13 protein-coding genes and 5 pseudogenes are annotated in these 18,272 nt (G+C 45.4%); 10 read left to right on the top strand and 8 right to left on the bottom strand.

What is annotated here, in order from left to right; genetic code table 11:
• Positions 1–85 precede the first annotated feature (85 nt).
• Together JXR92_RS00235 and glmM are read left to right on the top strand one after the other, a co-directional pair.
• A complete protein-coding gene (locus tag JXR92_RS00235; RefSeq protein ID WP_117600851.1) occupies positions 86–688 on the top strand; it encodes a DUF4827 domain-containing protein in 603 nt (200 codons plus the stop codon).
• A gap of 25 nt (positions 689–713) precedes the next feature.
• The gene (glmM, locus tag JXR92_RS00230; RefSeq protein ID WP_117600852.1) at positions 714–2,102 is read left to right on the top strand and encodes a phosphoglucosamine mutase; all 1,389 of its coding nucleotides are present in this window, start codon (positions 714–716) and stop codon (positions 2,100–2,102) included.
• 77 nt (positions 2,103–2,179) lie between these two features.
• Here the strand turns inward: glmM and JXR92_RS00225 are convergent, their stop codons facing one another.
• Together JXR92_RS00225 and JXR92_RS00220 are read right to left on the bottom strand one after the other, a co-directional pair.
• Positions 2,180–2,683 (bottom strand): NUDIX hydrolase, encoded by a 504-nt coding sequence (locus JXR92_RS00225; RefSeq protein ID WP_098032152.1) that lies wholly within the window; start codon positions 2,681–2,683, stop codon positions 2,180–2,182.
• Positions 2,684–2,688: 5 nt separating this feature from the next.
• On the bottom strand, positions 2,689–3,918 hold the full coding sequence (locus JXR92_RS00220; protein WP_117600853.1) for an S-adenosylmethionine:tRNA ribosyltransferase-isomerase: 1,230 nt from the start codon (positions 3,916–3,918) through the stop codon (positions 2,689–2,691).
• Positions 3,919–4,045: 127 nt separating this feature from the next.
• Between JXR92_RS00220 and JXR92_RS00215 the strand changes: the two genes are divergently transcribed.
• The 3 genes from JXR92_RS00215 (at position 4,046) to JXR92_RS00205 (ending at position 8,326) form a co-directional block, all read left to right on the top strand.
• A complete protein-coding gene (locus tag JXR92_RS00215; RefSeq protein ID WP_117600854.1) occupies positions 4,046–5,176 on the top strand; it encodes a DUF2027 domain-containing protein in 1,131 nt (376 codons plus the stop codon).
• Positions 5,177–5,410: 234 nt separating this feature from the next.
• Entirely contained in the window at positions 5,411–7,441 is a 2,031-nt protein-coding gene (locus tag JXR92_RS00210; RefSeq protein ID WP_138344961.1) for a tetratricopeptide repeat-containing sensor histidine kinase, read from the top strand.
• 132 nt (positions 7,442–7,573) lie between these two features.
• A complete protein-coding gene (locus tag JXR92_RS00205; protein ID WP_117600855.1) occupies positions 7,574–8,326 on the top strand; it encodes a LytR/AlgR family response regulator transcription factor in 753 nt (250 codons plus the stop codon).
• A gap of 138 nt (positions 8,327–8,464) precedes the next feature.
• Here the strand turns inward: JXR92_RS00205 and JXR92_RS00200 are convergent, their stop codons facing one another.
• The 6 genes from JXR92_RS00200 to hemW all read right to left on the bottom strand — a co-directional run bounded on the left by JXR92_RS00200 (position 8,465) and on the right by hemW (position 15,463).
• Positions 8,465–8,818, bottom strand: a complete 354-nt coding sequence (locus JXR92_RS00200; protein ID WP_057097580.1) for a hypothetical protein — start codon at positions 8,816–8,818, stop codon at positions 8,465–8,467.
• Positions 8,819–9,108: 290 nt separating this feature from the next.
• Entirely contained in the window at positions 9,109–10,251 is a 1,143-nt protein-coding gene (locus JXR92_RS00195; RefSeq protein ID WP_117600856.1) for a DUF4249 domain-containing protein, read from the bottom strand.
• 15 nt (positions 10,252–10,266) lie between these two features.
• A complete protein-coding gene (locus JXR92_RS00190; RefSeq protein WP_226791219.1) occupies positions 10,267–13,005 on the bottom strand; it encodes a TonB-dependent receptor domain-containing protein in 2,739 nt (912 codons plus the stop codon).
• Positions 13,006–13,007: 2 nt separating this feature from the next.
• Positions 13,008–13,526 (bottom strand): DUF4974 domain-containing protein, encoded by a 519-nt coding sequence (locus tag JXR92_RS00185; protein ID WP_117600857.1) that lies wholly within the window; start codon positions 13,524–13,526, stop codon positions 13,008–13,010.
• A gap of 240 nt (positions 13,527–13,766) precedes the next feature.
• Positions 13,767–14,312, bottom strand: a complete 546-nt coding sequence (locus tag JXR92_RS00180; protein WP_009037909.1) for an RNA polymerase sigma-70 factor — start codon at positions 14,310–14,312, stop codon at positions 13,767–13,769.
• 20 nt (positions 14,313–14,332) lie between these two features.
• Positions 14,333–15,463, bottom strand: a complete 1,131-nt coding sequence (hemW, locus tag JXR92_RS00175; protein WP_138344964.1) for a radical SAM family heme chaperone HemW — start codon at positions 15,461–15,463, stop codon at positions 14,333–14,335.
• Between the two features lie 505 nt (positions 15,464–15,968).
• Between hemW and JXR92_RS00170 the strand changes: the two are divergent.
• The 5 pseudogenes from JXR92_RS00170 to JXR92_RS00150 form a co-directional block, all read left to right on the top strand.
• Positions 15,969–16,630, top strand: a pseudogene (locus tag JXR92_RS00170) (DUF2264 domain-containing protein); the annotation flags it as partial.
• 66 nt (positions 16,631–16,696) lie between these two features.
• A pseudogene (locus JXR92_RS00165) lies at positions 16,697–16,882 on the top strand (glycoside hydrolase family 88 protein); the annotation flags it as partial.
• 110 nt (positions 16,883–16,992) lie between these two features.
• Positions 16,993–17,286 (top strand): annotated as a pseudogene (locus JXR92_RS00160) (family 43 glycosylhydrolase); the annotation flags it as partial.
• Positions 17,285–17,650: pseudogene (locus JXR92_RS00155) on the top strand (glycoside hydrolase family 97 C-terminal domain-containing protein); the annotation flags it as partial. The pseudogenes JXR92_RS00160 and JXR92_RS00155, both read left to right, overlap by 2 nt.
• Before the next feature lie 225 nt (positions 17,651–17,875).
• A pseudogene (locus JXR92_RS00150) lies at positions 17,876–18,106 on the top strand (hypothetical protein); the annotation flags it as partial.
• Between the last annotated feature and the right edge of the window lie 166 nt (positions 18,107–18,272).

Here is an 18,272-nt window from a genome sequence, read left to right as displayed (position 1 = left end):
GGTTAAAAGTTACGAACTTTCTATCCGCAGCTTTCAACTTTCAAGGAAATCAGATACTTTTGTACGAAATTACTAAATAACAGAAATGAAGAAACTTACTTTATTCTTTTTTGCCTTACTTGCAGTTTGTTTAGCCTTCCAGGCATGCGATAATTCTAAAACTTATGCCGAAATGCTTGAGGAAGAAAAAGATGCCATCAAAGCGTTTATCAAAGACAGTAGTATTGTCGTTATTTCTCAAAGTGAATTCTATGCGCAAGATTCGACAACGGATGTAAGCAGGAATGAGTATGTGCAGCTGGCAAGCGGGGTGTATATGCAGATTGTGGATAAAGGTTCGACGAATCCTGCAGATACAGTTAAACCGAATGATTTGGTTTTGGTGCGTTATGAAGAATATGGATTGATAGAAAAGGCGGTGACTTCATCTAATTTGAATAATCCGACAGTTGTGGATGAATTCAGATATACGGTTACTTCTTCATCTATAGCCGGACTTTTTACACAAGGATATATGCTTGCATATTATGGATCGTCCGTGCCTGCCGGTTGGTTGGTCGCTTTGAATTATGTACGTGATGGGGCGCATGTGAAACTGATTGTACCATCTAAGATGGGGCAACAGACTGCCATGCAACAAGTGTATCCTTATTATTACGATATACATAAATTCCAAATTTGGAACTAACCTATAAATTTTAAATCATTAACCTATGACTCTAATCAAATCTATTTCTGGAATCCGCGGAACCATTGGCGGTGGTGCCGGCGAGGGATTGAATCCGCTCGACATTGTGAAGTTCACTTCAGCTTATGCTACCCTGATTCGTAAGACGTGTACTGTAAAAAGTAACAAAATCGTGGTAGGGCGTGATGCCCGCATCTCTGGCGAGATGGTCAAGAACGTAGTAGTCGGTACCTTGATGGGTATGGGCTGGGATGTAGTGGACATTGATTTGGCTTCTACTCCGACTACCGAGCTGGCTGTAACCATGGAAGGTGCCAGTGGAGGTATTATCCTGACTGCCTCACACAATCCCAAGCAGTGGAATGCGTTGAAACTGTTGAATGAAAAGGGCGAATTTCTGAACGCTGCTGAAGGTCAGGAAGTACTCCGCATTGCAGCTGCCGAAGAATTCGATTATGCCGAAGTGGACCAACTCGGCTCGTACCGTCAGGATTTAAGCTACAACCAGAAACATATCGACAGCGTATTGGCGCTTGACCTTGTAGACGTGGAAGCTATCCGAAAGGCAAACTTCCGTGTAGCCATCGATTGTGTAAACTCTGTAGGTGGTATTATTCTGCCGCAACTACTTGAACAACTAGGTGTTCAGCACGTAGAGAAGCTCTATTGCGAACCGACCGGTAACTTCCAGCATAATCCCGAGCCTCTGGAAAAGAACTTGGGTGACATCATGAACCTGATGAAAGGAGGGAAGGCAGATGTTGCATTTGTTGTAGACCCTGATGTAGACCGCCTGGCAATGATTTGCGAAGACGGCAAGATGTACGGTGAAGAATATACACTGGTTACTGTTGCCGACTACGTATTGAAACATACTCCGGGCAATACGGTATCCAATTTGAGTTCGACCCGTGCCTTGCGCGATGTAACTCGCAAGTATGGGCAAGGATATTACGCTTCCGCCGTAGGTGAAGTGAATGTAACTACCAAAATGAAGGAGGTAGGTGCCGTTATCGGTGGCGAAGGAAACGGTGGGGTAATTTATCCGGCCAGCCACTATGGACGTGATGCCTTGGTAGGTATTGCCTTGTTCTTGAGCCATCTGGCACACGAAGGCAAGAAGGTGAGCGAACTCCGTGCATCCTATCCTGCATACTTCATGGCAAAGAATCGTGTAGACTTGACTCCTGAAACAGATGTAGATGCTATTCTTGCCAAGGTGAAGGAGCTGTATAAGAATGAAGAAATCAATGATATAGACGGTGTGAAGATTGACTTCCCCGACAAATGGGTTCATCTGCGTAAAAGCAATACGGAACCGATTATCCGCGTTTATAGTGAGGCCGGTACACCAGAAGCTGCCGAGGAAATCGGTCAGCAGATTATGAAGGTGATTGAAGACCTGGCAAAATAAGACTGATTGTAATGACTGTTATATGTCCCACTTTTCTTTTGGAGAGTGGGACTTTTTTTAGGGAGTATTTATTGCTGCTACAATTCGATGACTTTCTCTATCTCTTCTTCAAAGTTTGGAGTAAAGACTTCCTTGCCTATGCTTTTTTTGATTTCATCAATGCTCCAGAAACGTCCTCCGTCCAGCTCGTCACTGGGATGTATTTCACCGTCGTAGACCGTTTTGTGTACGAAGACCAGTTCCTTTTCGCGGGCAGACTCGAAGACATAATGCAAGACGGTTTCGGGAACAAAGTCGGTAATGCCGAGTTCTTCGCGTACCTCGCGTTTCAGCGCCATCTCTACACTTTCACCTAAATCGACGTGTCCGCCTACGGAGGTGTCCCACTTCCCCGGTTGTATGTCTTTCCATTCGGGACGTTTCTGCAGATACAGCTCACCTTTGGAATTGAATACATGAAGATGGATTACCGGATGCAGCAGTTTGCTACCGTTATGGCATTCGCCACGGGTGGCGGCACCTATGATGTTGCCTTGTTCGTCGACAAGGGGGAACATCTCTTGATTGTTATCGTGGTTCATTGTGTTTAGGGTATTAATAATGATGAATCTCCATAGCTCAGAAAGCGGAAATCATGTGCCAGTGCATAGTTATAAATCTTCTGCCAGTCGCCGTGTACGAAAGCTGATACGAGCAGCAGCAAGGTGCTTTGCGGTTGGTGGAAATTAGTCACCATAGCCTTCACGATTTTGTATTCATATCCCGGGGCGATGATGATTTGAGTGCTGGTATGCAGAGTCTCCATACTATGCTTGTCAAGATAGGCGACAATGGCTTGCAGGGCTTTTACTGCAGGGGTGGTGGCAGCCTTGGCAGACATTTCATAAGGTTGCCATTGGTGGACGTGCAAGTCTTCCTCCGTGGCTTCGGGATTATTCAGTAAGGTGGCTCCGATGTGATAAAGGCTTTCCAATGTGCGCACCGAAGTTGTCCCTACGGCCACTGCCTTGCCGTCGTGCGCTATGAGTTTTTCCAATGTGTTGCGCGAGACGGAGATGTATTCCGTATGCATTTCATGCCCTTCTATTTCTTCACTTTTCACCGGTTTGAAGGTTCCGGCTCCCACATGGAGTGTCAGTTCTTCCAATTCTACTCCTTTATTGCGCAATGCGTCCAATACGCGTGGGGTGAAATGCAGTCCCGCTGTAGGGGCAGCCACCGAACCTTTGATTTTGGAATAGACAGTCTGGTAAGTCTCCTTGTCACTTTCCTGGGTTTCCCGGTTCAAGTAGGGAGGGATGGGCAATTCACCGAAGACCTCGAGAATGTCGGCAAAAGTCACTTCCGGATTATTCCAGCGGAAGTTTACCCAATGGCTGGTTCCGTGGCATTCGCCCCGTTCGGCGGTCAGGGTGAGTGGCTTGCCTTTCACGGTCATCTCACGTCTTAGCATGCCTTCTTTCCATTTTTTCAGGTTGCCGACCATGCAGAGCCAAGCGGTATGCTCGGTTTGCTGGAAGTTGAGGGCATAGTCGTTCGGCTGTATAGGTTCTAGGCAGAATACTTCAATCAGTGCTCCCGTTTCTTTCCGGAAATGCAGGCGTGCTTGGATGACTTTGGTATTGTTGAATATCATCAGGCTTCCCGATGGCAGATACTCCGGCAGTGAAGTGAATCTGTCTTCTGAAACTTCTCCGTGGCGATACAATAACAGTTTGGACTGGTCACGTACGGACAATGGGAACTTTGCAATGCGTTCGTCCGGCAATGGGTAGTTGAATTCGCTGATTCTGATATGTCTGGGGTCTTCTTTCATGATGGCTTTCTCTTTATTATATCGGCTGCAAAGGTACGGATATTTGGGAAGATTTAAAGAATAAGGGAAATAATTCCTAACTTTGCAGGAAGAAAGTAGGAAAAGACAAACTAAAAGATACGTTACTATGAAGATAGGAGATAAAGTTCGTTTCCTCAGCGAAGTTGGGGGTGGTGTTGTGACAGGATTTCAAGGGAAAAACATCGTGTTGGTGGAAGATGCCGACGGTTTTGACATACCGATGCCCATAAACGAATGTGTGGTGATAGAGACCGATGATTATAATATCCCCACTCCGGCAGCCAAAGCGGCTGCCAAGAAGAAGCGGGAAGAAGAGCAACAATTGCGTACGACTGCTACTGCGGCAAGGCCGTCTGCTATGGAGTCTCAGGTTTCAGAGCCTCAAACGGTCCGTTTGGAGAAACCGCAGATATCTGTTTATCGTCAGCCCGAGATGAAAGGCGGAGATATCCTGAATGTTTTTCTGGCTTTTGTTCCGGAGGATATCAAGGCTGTCAGCACTACACCTTTCGAGGCATATTTGGTGAACGACAGTAATTATTATATGTATTATACCTATTCGAGTGCTGAAGGAAAGTCCTGGACAGTCCGTTCGCATGGTTTGATAGAGCCGAATACGAAACTTCTGCTGGAGGAGTTCGAAAAGTCCGAGTTGAACGACCGTGAACGTGTGATGGTACAGCTGGTGGCATTCAAAGATAACCGTGCGTTCACAATGAAACCGGCTGTCAGTGTGGAAGTCCGCATAGATATGGTAAAGTTCTATAAACTGCATACATTCCAGCAGACGGTTTTCTTTGAAACACCGGCCTTGGTGTATGATATTGTCCGGAATGACCAGCCTGCCAAGCAGGTGTATGTTTCGGCAGAGGAACTGAAGGAGGCTTTGCTACAGAAAAAAACGGCAGATACTCCATCCAAACCGCAGACGGTCATCAAACGTGGGGGCAAGAATGGGATTGTCGAGATTGACCTGCATATCGGCGAGTTGCTGGATGACACCTGCGGCATGAGCAACAGTGAAATATTGAATTACCAACTGGACAAGTTTCGTGAAGTGATGGAACAATACAAGAAAAAGCGCGAACAACGCATCGTCTTTATTCATGGCAAGGGGGATGGTGTACTTCGTAAAGCGCTATTGGATGAGTTGAAACGTAAATATTCCAATTGCCGCCACCAGGATGCTTCGTTCCAGGAGTACGGATTTGGGGCGACGATGGTGACGATTAAATAAAATCAAGTATTTGAATAGTGAATAGGGCAGTTCAAACGTTGGAATGCCCTATTCATTATTTTTGATGGCTTATTAGCTAAATATTGTACTATGATGTGATTTTTTGTTTCGTTTTAATAAAGCGGTAACGTATGCTCTTTTATGGCTGAGAAATACGCCTTATACTTGACGGCATTTCGCAAAAATATTTTAAGTTTGTAGATGTATTGAATAAATAATCTAATTACGGGAAACATGGGAGAGAGGATGGATAAGCGAATTCGATTTTACATTTATTGGATATTAGTGCTTGTGTTTCTAGGGGCTTGTGCGCCCGGAGATGAAGAGGACGTATACACAGAGATGAGAGCTTTTGAGGATTTTTCCCGTATAAATGGAGACTCTGTGGCCATTGTGCCCCGAAAGGTGAGGTTGAAGGCTCTTCAAAAGATGGAAGAGGCAAAGGATAGCTTGGTCAAATATAATTATCTGGCAATGACACTGAAAACATATTTGATTACTTCACAGCTTGATTCGGCGCAAATCGTAATCCAGCAGATACATGACTTTATTGAAAGGCAGCATAGTTCTTCTCAAATGGCAGATTTGGAGTCTGAATGTTTCAATATGAAGGGAAATATCTTTGCACGCGTTGGGAATATGGATTCTGCCGAAATTTGCTTCCGGAAGGCTTATGAATTACGGATGAGAGGGACTAGGATTGAAGTGGTGCCGGATATTTTGATGAATCTTGCTGATGCGAATAACCGTTTAGGAAAATTGGATATAGGGGCAGCTTGGTATAGGAGAGCTTTGTTGATGTGCGACTCTTTGCATATGGCTTCTACCAAGAAACCTCCCATTTATTATGGTTTGGCACAAGTATATGTTACCATGCGTGATTTTGAACAGTGTGATTACTATTACAATCTTGCAGGGGAAAGCTATGACAATATGCTGCCTTATGAAAAATATATTTATTTGAATAATAGAGGGACTTCTTACTATTATAGGGAGGATTACCAGACAGCGATAAAATATTTCCAAAAGGTTATTGATTTAGTCGAAGGATATGATGATATGAGTTTTGAACTTAATCTGGGGAGGTTGAATTTAGGAGACTGTTATCTTCAACTGAATATGGTTGATTTGGCTGTTAAATATATAAATGAATGCCAACCTTTTTTTGAGGAAATGGGGGTGAGTACTGCACTATATTATATCGATACGCAGAAAATAGAATTAGCCCTGCTTCAGAAAGACTTTCAAGAAGCACGCCGTTTATTGTCCGAGAGTGTAGTTCCTCCGGGCATCGACCCTGATATGGTACATATCCGTAATAAATACCTTCAGCAGTTTTACGAGGAAACCGGCAACTACAAGAGGGCTTATCACTATCTGCAGAGGAACAACCTGCTTGATGATTCTATCAGGAATGAGCGTGTCCGGATGCGTACGGCAGACTTGACTTTGCGTTATCAGCAGGATTCTACCTTGATGGCACATCGGGTTTTGCTTCAGGAGCAGAAAAACGAGGTGCTGGTGCTGAGGCAGACACAGTTTGTCGTGTTTGCTGTAGCTGTTGTATCTATATTGACGGCGGTTTTTCTTTATCTGTACAGCAAAAAGAAACGTGCTTTGTTGCTTGCACGGAATCATCGCACAGTCTCTACACTTCGTCAGGAGAATATCCGTAACCGCTTGTCCCCTCATTTCATCTTCAATGTGCTGAACTGGGAGATGGCGGAGCGGAATGTAGAAGAAAAGCAAGAGCTTTCGTCGCTGGTAAAACTGATGCGTCGCAATCTGGAATTGGCGGAACAACTGTGTGTAACCTTGGCAGAGGAGCTGGATTTTGTGAAAACATATATTAATCTGGAACGCCGTTCTTTAGGTCCGGATTTTCATTCGGAACTGAAGATAGAAAAGGATGTGCAGCCGGAGCAAATAAGGATTCCGTCTATGATGATTCAAATTCCGGTTGAAAATGCAGTGAAGCATGCGTTGCGCGAGAAGGAAGGTGAACGTAATCTTTGGGTTTCGGTCTGTCGCCGGGGAAACGGTATCTGTATAAAGATAACGGATAATGGTGGCGGTTATCGTCCAGACAGTCGGAACCGGGGCACGGGGACGGGAATGAAAGTCATTATGCAGACCATTCAGATTCTCAACAATAAGAATAAGGAGGCCATTGATGTTTCAGTGCACAATGTCTCTCTACAGAGTGGTGAGATGGGATGTGAGGTGACTTTCTGGTTGCCAGACAACTACGATTACAGGATTTAAAAGAACCGTTTAATCTCGTTTTTTGCAAGGATAGGCATATTTACGGATAAATAGTCCGTAAATGGCTTCTTGTTGCTTTGTATGGGAGCAGGATTATGTATATATTCGCGAAAAGAAAAACATAAAAGAAACATGGATAAATATAAGGTTGCAATAGTTGACGACGATGAGGTGGCTCTTGAGAATCTGAGTTTTGAATTGGGAAAGGATGCACGCTTTTCTTTGAAGGGAACTGCCCGTAATGGCAAGCAAGGGAAAAAACTCATTGCCAAGGTACAGCCGGATTTGTTGTTCTTGGATGTGGAAATGCCGGATATGACAGGAATGGAACTACTGCAGGAAATACGTGGCAGTGTTTCATGGAACATGCGGATTGTTTTCTATACGGCTTATGATAAGTATATGGTTCAGGCTATCCGGGAGGCTGCGTTCGACTATCTGTTGAAACCTTTTGAAGAGCAGGAGTTTCGGGATATTCTTGCACGTTTTGTAGAGCAGGCAGAAGCTGGGCAGAGAATGTCATATCCCATTGGTGCGCCGTTGCATGCCGGACAGACATTTATCGTATTTACGCCAACCAATGATATGCGTGCATTGCGTCCGGCTGAAATCGGTTTTTTTCGCTATTGCTCCGAGCGTAAGCAGTGGGAGGTGATACTAAACAACCAGCCGCCATTGGTGCTGCGTCGCGGAATGACTGCTGAGCAGATTACTCAATATTCATCCAGTTTCGTGCAGATACATCAATCATATATTATCAATATTGATTATCTGATGATTATAAAGGATAGCAAATGTATGCTTTATCCACCATTTGACAAAGTGACGGAACTGCTGGTTTCCAGAAAGTATAAGAAAGAACTGCAAGACAGATTCTGCTTGTAAAGTGATAAGAATTATTTGGTTAGGGAGTTGACGCCGCAGACTTTGGTGGCGTTGACGTAAAGAAAAGGCATTGAACCTTTAAAGTCCAATGCCTTTTTATTTATCAAATACAATTTTCGTATTCATCAGAAGCGAAGCTTATTTCACTTCGATACCTTTGTTCTGCAGTGTGACATTTAATACTCTGGCATAATCGGCATACTGCTTTTCATTCAGAGTCTTTTTCATCAACTTCAGATTACCATAAACTGCATTACGGAGTAACTTCTCCTGATTCTTCTTGGAATTTGTAGCGCGTTCCATCTGTTCTGTAAAATATTCGCAGATGTTTGCCACTTCTTCATGCTGGTTGGAATCCAGATTCAAATACTTGCTCAACTTTGTTATGTTGATGTTACCTTCCCATTTTGCAGTTGTAGGCTGGTTTTCTGCTGCAAATGTTGTAGCAGTCAGGCAGACTGCTGCCACTAATGTTAATCCTAAACGTTTCATAATACCTACTTTTTAATTGTTATTCCTAAAAACTAATTTCAATCTAATACCTATTGAAAACTCTCTAAGCGCTTAGCTTTTTCTTTTACCTATGCAAATGTAGGTATATGTTTTATAACACAAAAATGAATAAGGGAAAAAGTGTAGTTTATACCTTCATTTCTTGACTTAAATCAATTTTATAGTGTGAAAATGCTTTGTTTAGATGCTTTTTGTAATACGAATGTAATGTGGACTAACTGAATTTATATTTGTAGTAATGGATAAAAGGATTTTTATTAGTCAAAATGTTATTGCCAAATAGTTTCGGGTAATTCTATGATTACTCTGCTTTCAGAGCAGACTCCCACAAAGCCTAATCCGCCTATGACGTTGCAAGGCAGACTGATAGGTTCCATTAAAGCATCGTCGTAATCCCCATCATCCAGGCAGTTTAAGGCTTTTAGATAGCGGTATTCGGCTTCAGTGATGCTAAGCAACCGTACGGTGATGGTTTGTTTGCGGGATATATGGTCGTAGTAGTGTCCCTCTATCGGATAATAATCTTGGTAGAGAGGGGTGTATACTTTCAATGTGGCATAAGAGTTACGGAAAGTGTTATCATTGAATATGTTGTATTTGTTATTTATGGTGGGAAACAATTCATTTTCTTCATCATCATAGTTGCTGGGGTGGCCGTCAGTCAGTATAACATCTTCCCGGTTGATGATTTCGTTCTGCCGGGGAGCAAGGATGGTAGTGTCTCTAGGTATGGAGGCCCAATGCCAAGAGCCGTCCTCGTCTTCCACTTTGATGAGGCTGCCGTTTTCATCCTCCAGATATTCTTTCCATTTGCAATAGTAACTACGGTCGTTCCAAATGTCCAGCCGGTAGTAGTTCTTCTCGTTGGGGCGGTCTTGCAATGTAATTTTGTATTGGCGGTAAAGGGTTTTCCCGCTGTACTCGCGCAGGTAGGCCAGGCAAGTATCCACGTGCAGGCTCTCTATCGGTTGTGGCACGGTGACTTCGGCACTGGCATGGTATTTTCCGTTTTCGGCAGTGGCTTCCAGACGTATGTTGTCACCGGGATGCAGTGTGCTGGTCAGACGATATTTCTTGAAACGTATACTTTTCAGTAATGATTCATAAACGTCCTTATCAAGTTCTCCTTCCAGATGCCCATAAATTTCTTCCGGGGAAACCGCTTTCGGAGTTTCTGCTATTTTGCCATTGATGTAGAGGGAAAGAGTTGCTTCGTTCAAATGTTCAATGCTATAGCCCTCGCCTAAGTGGAGATAGACATCATTCTCAGCTTGTCCGGTTTCGAGCAAGGCGTTCATGATGATTTGCGGATCTTGTTGTCCGGGATTGTAAGGAATTTCGTTTTCGCAGGCTGTTAGGAAGCTTACAATAGTTATATATATAATAAGGTGTAATTTCATTTTTGTTTTCATATGCCGGATTTGTTTTTAAAATCTATAAGTATAGGTAACAGAAGGAATACAAGGCAGTATTGTTATTTTCTTGATGACAGTTTGAGCTTTCTTCTGTCCGGTATTTCCATGATAAATACTTTCGTAGAAATCATCGTAGTATACGTTGTATCTATTTTGGTATTTGCTGTAAACGATATTCGGATTCATGGCATTGTATGCATTGTAGATACTGATATTCCAGGTACGAATACCATGTTTGGTCTTCTTGTTGAAGTTGACGCCGAGATTCAAACGATGGCTGGCGGGAAGGCGGTAATTGTTACGCCGGGAGATGTAGCCGGTTTCCTCAATAGAGCCATCGGGTTTGATGATGATTGTTGCCTTTTCGGGGATAGTGATACATCCACCGGTATTGAATATCCAGGAAGCTCCTGCATCAATGCGGTCACTGAACTTATGGCTGAGATTGAGGCTGATGCTGTGGCGGCGGTCATATTTGTAGGGGAACCATCGGCCTTGGTTGATGGTACCGTTCTTAAAACGGTGATCGGTCTTGGATAGGGTATATGCGAGCCAGCCGGTAGTCTTACCCAATGTTTTCTGTGCCATCAGTTCCAGACCGAAGGAGCGGCCTTCGCCCATTTCTACTTTTTCCTCCCAGTTGGTAGAGGTGCCGAAGAAGGATACACCGTCTTGATATTCAAGTATGTGTTTCATCTGTTTATAATATCCCTCGACGGAGAACTCCCAACCCGGCAGTCCGGAATAGTAGCCTCCTATGGAGAACTGGTTGGCATACATCGGACTGATGTCTTTGGTAATGGGTACCCAGAGGTCGGTAGGCATAGACAGCGGAGTAGAGGACAGCAGATGCACATACTGTGCCATGCACGTATAGGATGCTTTGGCAGAATATCCTTGTCCGAGGTCATAGCGGGCGGAAAGGCGGGGCTGCAACGAATAGTAGCTTTTCCCTTGTGTGTGGAACAGCGATGTGCGTACACCTGCATTCAGACTGAGCCTGGCGTTTACATTGAAATTGTCTTCGGCGTAAAGGGAGATTTCTTGTCCGCGCATGGCATGGCTGTTGCTGGTATTGTAAACCGTATCTTCCTGGAGGGCGCCATTATCTATATCTTGTATTTTCGAGGTAGCTATTCCCGGACGGAACGTATGGTGGATGTACTCTGCACCGAACTTGATGTGGTGCTGTGGCATGGGGGTGTAGTCAAAGTCCATACGCGCACTCCAGTCACGGATACCGGAGTTGAACTTGGAGGAGTAATAGTATCTGTCTTGTACTTTATTGGCGACAGTATAGGTATCTTCTATGTTTCCGTCCAGCCCCATCTCATATTTGTTGTATGAGACGGTGGTGTTGCAAAACAGCTTGCTGTTGAATACATAGTTCCAGCGGCCGTAGGCGATGGTGTTTCCCCAATTCAGATGGCTGTTGTCCTTGGAATAATTCTTAATGCTGTTGTCGTAATTGTCACCGTGGTAGTAACTGTCATAATGATAGTGGTCCTTCCCCTTGTAGAAACTGAGGAAGATGCGGCTACGGTCGCTGAATTTATGGTTGACCTTTGCATTGACGTCGTAAAAATAGTAGTTGTATTTGTCGGAATAGGTGTCGTCTTTGTCTACAATGAGATTTTTGAAGAATAGGGTGGGGATGGCTCGTGCGCTGAAACTGAAGGAGGTCCGTTCTTTCCAGATAGGGCCTTCGATATGCAGTTTGTCCGTCAACAGGCCTATGCTGAATGCGCCGTGGTATTTATGCATGTCTCCGTCGTTGGTCCGTACATCTACTATAGACGAAAGACGCCCGCCGTAGCGGGCAGGAAAAGAACTTTTGAAGAGTGTGGTGTTCTTTACCGCTTCGGGCGTAAAGATGGAGAATACTCCCAACAGGTGGTCTGCGTTGTAAACTGGAATTCCGTCCAGCATAACCAGGTTTTGGTCGGGACCTCCCCCTCGCACATACATGCCAGCAAAACCTTCCATGCCGGCTTGCACACCCGGCATCAGCTGAATGGTCTTCAGCAGGTCGGCTTCTCCCAATATGGACGGGGTATGCCTGATTTGTGTCATCGGTATCTCATGCGCTCCCATGGCTGTGCTTTCTATGCCGGCCTCCCGCTTGTCCGAGAGCACTACGACCTCTGCCAGCTGGTTATTACTGTCCAATCTGACGTTGAGCAAGGTGTCTTTCGTCAGCTCGAACCGGCTATGCCGGCTTTCGTAGCCCAGGTAGGAGAAAACCAGTTCCGTTTCCCCTTCCGGCAAGGTGAGGGAATAGAAACCGAAAGGATTGGTGGCAGTACCTGTGGAACGACGACTCTCAAGGATATTGGCACCAATCAGCGTCTCGGAAGACGCTCCGTCGGTCACGTATCCGCTGATGGTGAACTTACGGCTAACGGGTTTCTGCGGCACGGGCCGCTTATGGAGTAGAATGTGCTTTCCGGATATTTCGAACGTGATGGGTTCGTTTTCAAAGGCACGTTGCAATATCTCACTGATGTTCTTTTGTTTCATCTTCAGTGTGATGCGGTGCGTGAGCTTTACTTCTTCCCCATAGATGAAGGAGAATCCGGTTGCATTTTCCAGTTGCTTCACGAAACTCTCTAAAGTTGCGTTACGGATATTCAGGTTTATACGTGTTTCCTTGTTTTGTGCTGGTGCATGGAGTGAGGAGCTTAAAAGAACCACACACATCAGAAGTACGGTTCTGATGCGGTGGTGCGAACAGATAGTAGAGCTGGTCATTGTCAGTTAAGTTTAGTAGTAAGGATAATGGTGTTGTTTTCTTTTTTATAGGTAAAGTTACCGGCTTCCTTCAGTAGGTCGAGGATTTCTGTAAGACTCTCCCCTTCGCGGAAGGTAGCTGTCATGTGATAGTTCTTCAGGCTGTCTCCTTCGATACGTATATCGGTACGGAACGTTTCGGAAAGTTGACGGACGATTTCCTGCAAGGGTTGCTGATCGAATGTCAGTACGCTATGGATTACTTGGGTTTCCTCGGTAGTATGTACGGCTTCTGTGGGAATGGCTTCCCGTTGCGGTGCTACGTATAAGAACTGATAGGCTGCCCAGCTCGTTACACAGAGCAGGACTACGGCTGCGGCACTGGCTGTACGCATCCAGAACCGCTTCATGCTGCGGCGCTTTAACAAACGGCTTTCCAGCAGCTTCCAGCTGTTTTCTGCCGTAAAGCGTCCTCGTGGGGAACGGGTAGAAGCAACCAGTTTGTTCAGTACCTTGTCGAAATTCTCGTTATTCACTTTCATTTTTGGCAATTTATTAAGAGCCTATGACTCCTTTCCTGCATGTAAAGACAGCTGCTTTTCAGGAATTCCCTATGCCTATATCCTGAAATAATGTTAATCTAAAGCTCTTTGTCCGTGAAAGTCCGTCCTGCTTACGTGTGACTTCCTTGCTTCTCTGTTTCAATCAATAGGGAAAGTCTGCATGAGATGTGCATCTCATACATACATACGCGGCTTCTTGCGAGGAAGATAAAGCAGAGTTCACTCCGTCAGCAATGCTTCCTTGAGTCTTGTGAGTGCTTTTTGCAGTTGCGCGTCTACTGTCTTAGTGCTGATGTTCAGCTCCTCCGCCACTTGTGCATAGCTTTGTTTCTCTTCGCGCAGGCGGATGAATACTTCACGGCAACGCTCCGGCAGGCGGTCGAGCGCCTTGACATATCGGGCAAACAGTTCTTCGCTGATAAGAGTGTCTTCGGGGGAATCGGCTTGGTCTGAAAGTTCGGGAAGCTGTTCGGACGAAAGTGTAGGGTGCCGGTTCTCTTTTTCCAGGTAATTGAGGGAGGCGTTTTTGGTAAGGATAAAGCAGTAATCCTCTATGTTGTTCACTTCCGGCAACCGGGCGCGTTGTTCCCAAAGCTTCATGAAGACGTCGAGCACAATTTCTTGCGCCCACTCTTCGTACTTCACGAAATAGCAGGCAATACGGAACAAACGGTCGTAGCACAGATTGTAGAAACTGTGAAAAGCCCGTTCCGAGTCTTCTTCCTTCATTTGGCGCAAGTAGCGTCTGACTTCTTGTTCGGTCATGCAGTCTCCCGGTTTTGCTGTTAATCAATGAACATCAGGTCGCTTATTATGCCGTCCGAAACAAAGATGCCTTCCCGGGTCAGGCGCAGGCGGTCTGCCTGCATCTCCAGTTTGTGGCTTTGGAGGTATGGAGCCGCTATTTTCATGCAATATTGGCATAATTCCGTGCCGAAGGCTTCTTCCGTATATGTCAGGGAGACTCCCCACATGGTACGCAGGGAAGTCATGATGTATTCATTGTAACGGGTCACTTTATCCAGGATTTCTGTTTCGGAGGAACGCTGTCCCTCTTCAATGGACTTTATGTATCTTTCCAGAGAAGCTGTGTTCCATTCCCTTGTCTCCGCATTGAAGGAGTGGGCGGAAGGGCCGCAGCCCAAATACGGAATGCCTTTCCAGTAAGCGGTGTTGTGGCGTGAGTACATGCCGGGCTTGCAGAAGTTGGATATTTCATAATGCTCATACCCCGCGGCTCCCAGGGTGTCCATGAGCGCCGAGAAGAAGCGCAGGCTACTCTCTTCATCTACTTCGCTGATGCGGTGGCTTTGCAGCATTTCGTAGATGCGGGTGCCTTTTTCGTAAGTCAGATGATAAGCGGAGATATGCTCCACATCAAGGCCGACGGCTTGTTGCAGGTCGCATTCCCACCGTTGGTCTGTTTCATCCGGCAGTCCATAGATAAGGTCGATGCTGATATTCCGGAAGCCGGCTTGGCGGAGGCGGTGTACGGCTGCGATGGCTTGCGTGGCATTATGCCGGCGGTTCAACAGTTTCAGGGTGGGGTCGTCGAATGTCTGTATTCCCATGCTTATGCGGTTGAAGGGGAGGGTACGCAGCATGGACACATATTCTTCCGTCAGGTCGTCGGGATTGGCCTCGAGGGTAATTTCTTCGGCATGTTCTGTTCCATACACCTCTTTGATAGTCCGGAATATCTGCTCGAAATCTTCGTGGGCGAGCTGTGAGGGAGTTCCTCCGCCAAAGTAGATGGTCTCTATCGGTTCTTCCTTCAGATAACCCTTGCGGGTTTTCAGTTCAGTGCACAAGGCATGGATGTACTGCAGCTTCAATTCGCTGCGAGTGGTGGAATAGAAATCGCAATAGATACAGCGTGTCTTGCAAAAAGGTATATGAATATAGATGCCTGCCATGGTATGCTTATGGATATTTATTGCAAAAATAGTCTTTTGGCAGGAGAATATATCGGTTTTCGGGACATTTAATGTAATATGGAAGGAGTCAGTGTCTTGGTGTGTATTCTCAGTTTTGTCTGTAATCCGGAAAAATAGAACATTTTTTGAGTCGTATGGAAATTCATTATTCCGAATAAATTCCTTTTCTTTGTTATCAGAAAAAGGAATAGGTGTCTATTAAAATAATGGGTAATATGTTTGAAGGACTTGACTTTTGGTTTGAACAGATTATAGCTTATTGTATTGCCTTTGTACTGGTGCAGTTCATGCAGAAACAAATATAACGGTAAATACTTTAGTCATTTCCGTCGTGGAATGATTTAATCTTGGGCTTTTTTCTTGTGATTTCTGAGTTTCTGGGGCACTAATGACCGATATTTACCCCTTTTTGAAACAATAGTGCCCCCGAAATTACCGGGGATGGGGTAATTTGCAGTATTGAAAAACAAACTTAAATAATATCATGAGAAAAAGTAACTACTTATGGCTGCTGCTGGTGGCAGTTTTATTGCTGCCCGTTCAGGAAATGGCTGCCAAGAAGAAAAAAGAGAAGGAAGTGACAGACCGCGAACTTTGGGTCGGGGTGTTGTATCAAATGGCTGCTCCGGACTGAGCAATATGAGTGAAGGGAAGCTCTAGGAAAATATGCAGGTGGAGCTTAGCCCCACTTGGGATGGACGCGACAAACGGGTGACCTATATGGAATGCTTCGGCCGTTTGATGGCGGGGTTGGCGCCCTGGTTCTCTTTGCCGGACGATGACACTGCCGAAGGCAAACAGCGCAGGCAACTTCGCGAGTGGGCATTGAAAAGTTATGCGCAGGCGGTAGACCCTGAAAGCCAGGATTACCTGCTTTGGTGGAAAGAGGGGCAGCTGCTGGTCGATGCCGCTTATATTGCTGAAAGCTTCCTGCGAGGATACGATGCTTTGTGGGTGCCTCTGGATAGTTTGACTAAACGGCGTTACATTGAAGAGTTCACCCGGTTGCGCCGTGTGAACCCTCCTTATACCAACTGGCTGCTGTTCTCGTCTACGGTAGAATGCTTCCTGCGCAAGGCTGGGGCTAAGAGTGAGGCTTACCGTATTGTCTCCGCTCTGCGCAAGGTGGAAGAGTGGTATGTAGGTGCCTTGCCCCTGGGCTTGTCCGCTGACCATCCGTTCTGGACAGATGCTCCGCAGGCATGGACCTAGAAAAAGGCGTGGAATTATCTGACTACTGTAGCCTTGCAGCCCGATGGTCGCATAGGGTATGTACAGCCGATTGGCGAGAAAGCCATTCACGGACAAGTGGTTGATGCCCACTCTACTGCTAACTTTGGGGTAGGGGTATTTCTGCTGGCAGCTTGTGAGATGGTGCGTTTTTTGAATGCCGACTGATTTGAGAGAGTAAATAAGTGTATATGTTACACAACATATACACTTTCTTTGTATTATAATGTATATAGTGTTAATTTTACACCCGTTAAAAGGTTTAATATAAAAAGATTATGATTGTACGGATGAAAAACACTTTCCGGATGCTTTTGGCGGCAATGCTATTGTCGTTGTTTGCACTTCCGGGATATTCCTGGCAAAAATCCTTTCCCCAAAAAGATTATGTAGCTTATTTCACTGGGAATAGTGGCGATGAAGAAGCTGTCCGCTATGCTGTAAGCATGGACGGTTATACCTACTGGGCATTAAATGATAATGAACCGGTAATCGATTCGAAAGTCATCAGCTCCACCGGGGGAGTCCGCGACCCGCATATCTTCCGTTGCGAGGATGGCAAGACTTTCTATACAAAACCCCATTCAGAACTTTGCTTTGGCGCCCAATAACCTGACGGATGCTCCGCAAATCTGCCTCGACTTTATGAAACAAGTGCCCACTACTTGGGACGAGACCCGTTTCATTGACGGCTATCCAGGGAGACATATTGTTCTTGCCCGTTGTCATGGCAACACGTGGTACATAGCCGCTGTCAATGCAACGACGGAACCTCTGAAACTGAAACTTGACCTTCTTATGCTGGCAGGACAAGAGGTATCTCTGTATAGTGATGACAAGAAGATGCAGCCTCAATTAAAGCTGCAGAAGATAAAGACTGATGGTTCTCTGCAACTCACGGTTCGGCCGCAGGGAGGGGCGGTAATCGTGAAATAAAGAAGGCATGGAGCAACCCTTGTTTTGTAATGATATATTATGACGGATTACTTATTTTTTAAATATTTGATTATCAAGTGTCTATAATTGGCCTAATTCAGCCGTATACTGAATGGCATTCACTATACGACTGAACCCTATTCACTATACGACTGAATGGCATTCAGAATACGGCTGATTGTGACTATCGAACTAAATGTAAATGATTAATACCTACTTAATACCATGAATAGATTCTTGAAATTATTGTCCTTGTGTCTGTTCTTGACACTGACTGTTCCTTTGTGGGCTGTGATGAACGGAGTGGCGAATGAACCCGATTCAGTCTACCTCTTTTCCTACTCCCATGCCGACGGCAGTGGCGGTTTGAAACTAGCCTGGAGTCCCGATGGCAACCGATGGTTCAGTGTGGCAGACGGCAACTCCTTTGTCAACTCCGACTTCGGTCCCTGGGGGCTGGATCTGATAGAGTATGCCAATGGCGATGCGCGCCGCACCGTGTGGGGAGGAGGAACTGGGTGTGCCCATGGTAGACGAACACTATTACGTGGACCCGGGTTGGATGATTCACAATCAGGACTATTAGGGAAAGTAAGGATAAAGGATTAAGGATTAGAGATTA

The sequence above is a fragment of the Bacteroides parvus genome, from assembly GCF_017309675.2.
Taxonomy (GTDB): Bacteria; Bacteroidota; Bacteroidia; order Bacteroidales; family Bacteroidaceae; genus Bacteroides; species Bacteroides uniformis.
Note: the sequence above shows the minus strand (reverse complement) of the source record. Positions and strands in the feature narration are given on the sequence as shown.

Excerpts from the sequence above, each read along its gene's own strand:
- JXR92_RS00235 (WP_117600851.1), top strand. The coding sequence starts at position 86 with ATGAAGAAACTTACTTTATTCTTTTTTGCCTTACTTGCAGTTTGTTTA.
- glmM (WP_117600852.1), top strand. The coding sequence starts at position 714 with ATGACTCTAATCAAATCTATTTCTGGAATCCGCGGAACCATTGGCGGT.
- JXR92_RS00225 (WP_098032152.1), bottom strand. The coding sequence starts at position 2,683 with ATGAACCACGATAACAATCAAGAGATGTTCCCCCTTGTCGACGAACAA.
- JXR92_RS00220 (WP_117600853.1), bottom strand. The coding sequence starts at position 3,918 with ATGAAAGAAGACCCCAGACATATCAGAATCAGCGAATTCAACTACCCA.
- JXR92_RS00215 (WP_117600854.1), top strand. The coding sequence starts at position 4,046 with ATGAAGATAGGAGATAAAGTTCGTTTCCTCAGCGAAGTTGGGGGTGGT.
- JXR92_RS00210 (WP_138344961.1), top strand. The coding sequence starts at position 5,411 with ATGGGAGAGAGGATGGATAAGCGAATTCGATTTTACATTTATTGGATA.
- JXR92_RS00205 (WP_117600855.1), top strand. The coding sequence starts at position 7,574 with ATGGATAAATATAAGGTTGCAATAGTTGACGACGATGAGGTGGCTCTT.
- JXR92_RS00200 (WP_057097580.1), bottom strand. The coding sequence starts at position 8,818 with ATGAAACGTTTAGGATTAACATTAGTGGCAGCAGTCTGCCTGACTGCT.
- JXR92_RS00195 (WP_117600856.1), bottom strand. The coding sequence starts at position 10,251 with ATGAAAACAAAAATGAAATTACACCTTATTATATATATAACTATTGTA.
- JXR92_RS00190 (WP_226791219.1), bottom strand. The coding sequence starts at position 13,005 with ATGACCAGCTCTACTATCTGTTCGCACCACCGCATCAGAACCGTACTT.
- JXR92_RS00185 (WP_117600857.1), bottom strand. The coding sequence starts at position 13,526 with ATGAAAGTGAATAACGAGAATTTCGACAAGGTACTGAACAAACTGGTT.
- JXR92_RS00180 (WP_009037909.1), bottom strand. The coding sequence starts at position 14,312 with ATGACCGAACAAGAAGTCAGACGCTACTTGCGCCAAATGAAGGAAGAA.
- hemW (WP_138344964.1), bottom strand. The coding sequence starts at position 15,463 with ATGGCAGGCATCTATATTCATATACCTTTTTGCAAGACACGCTGTATC.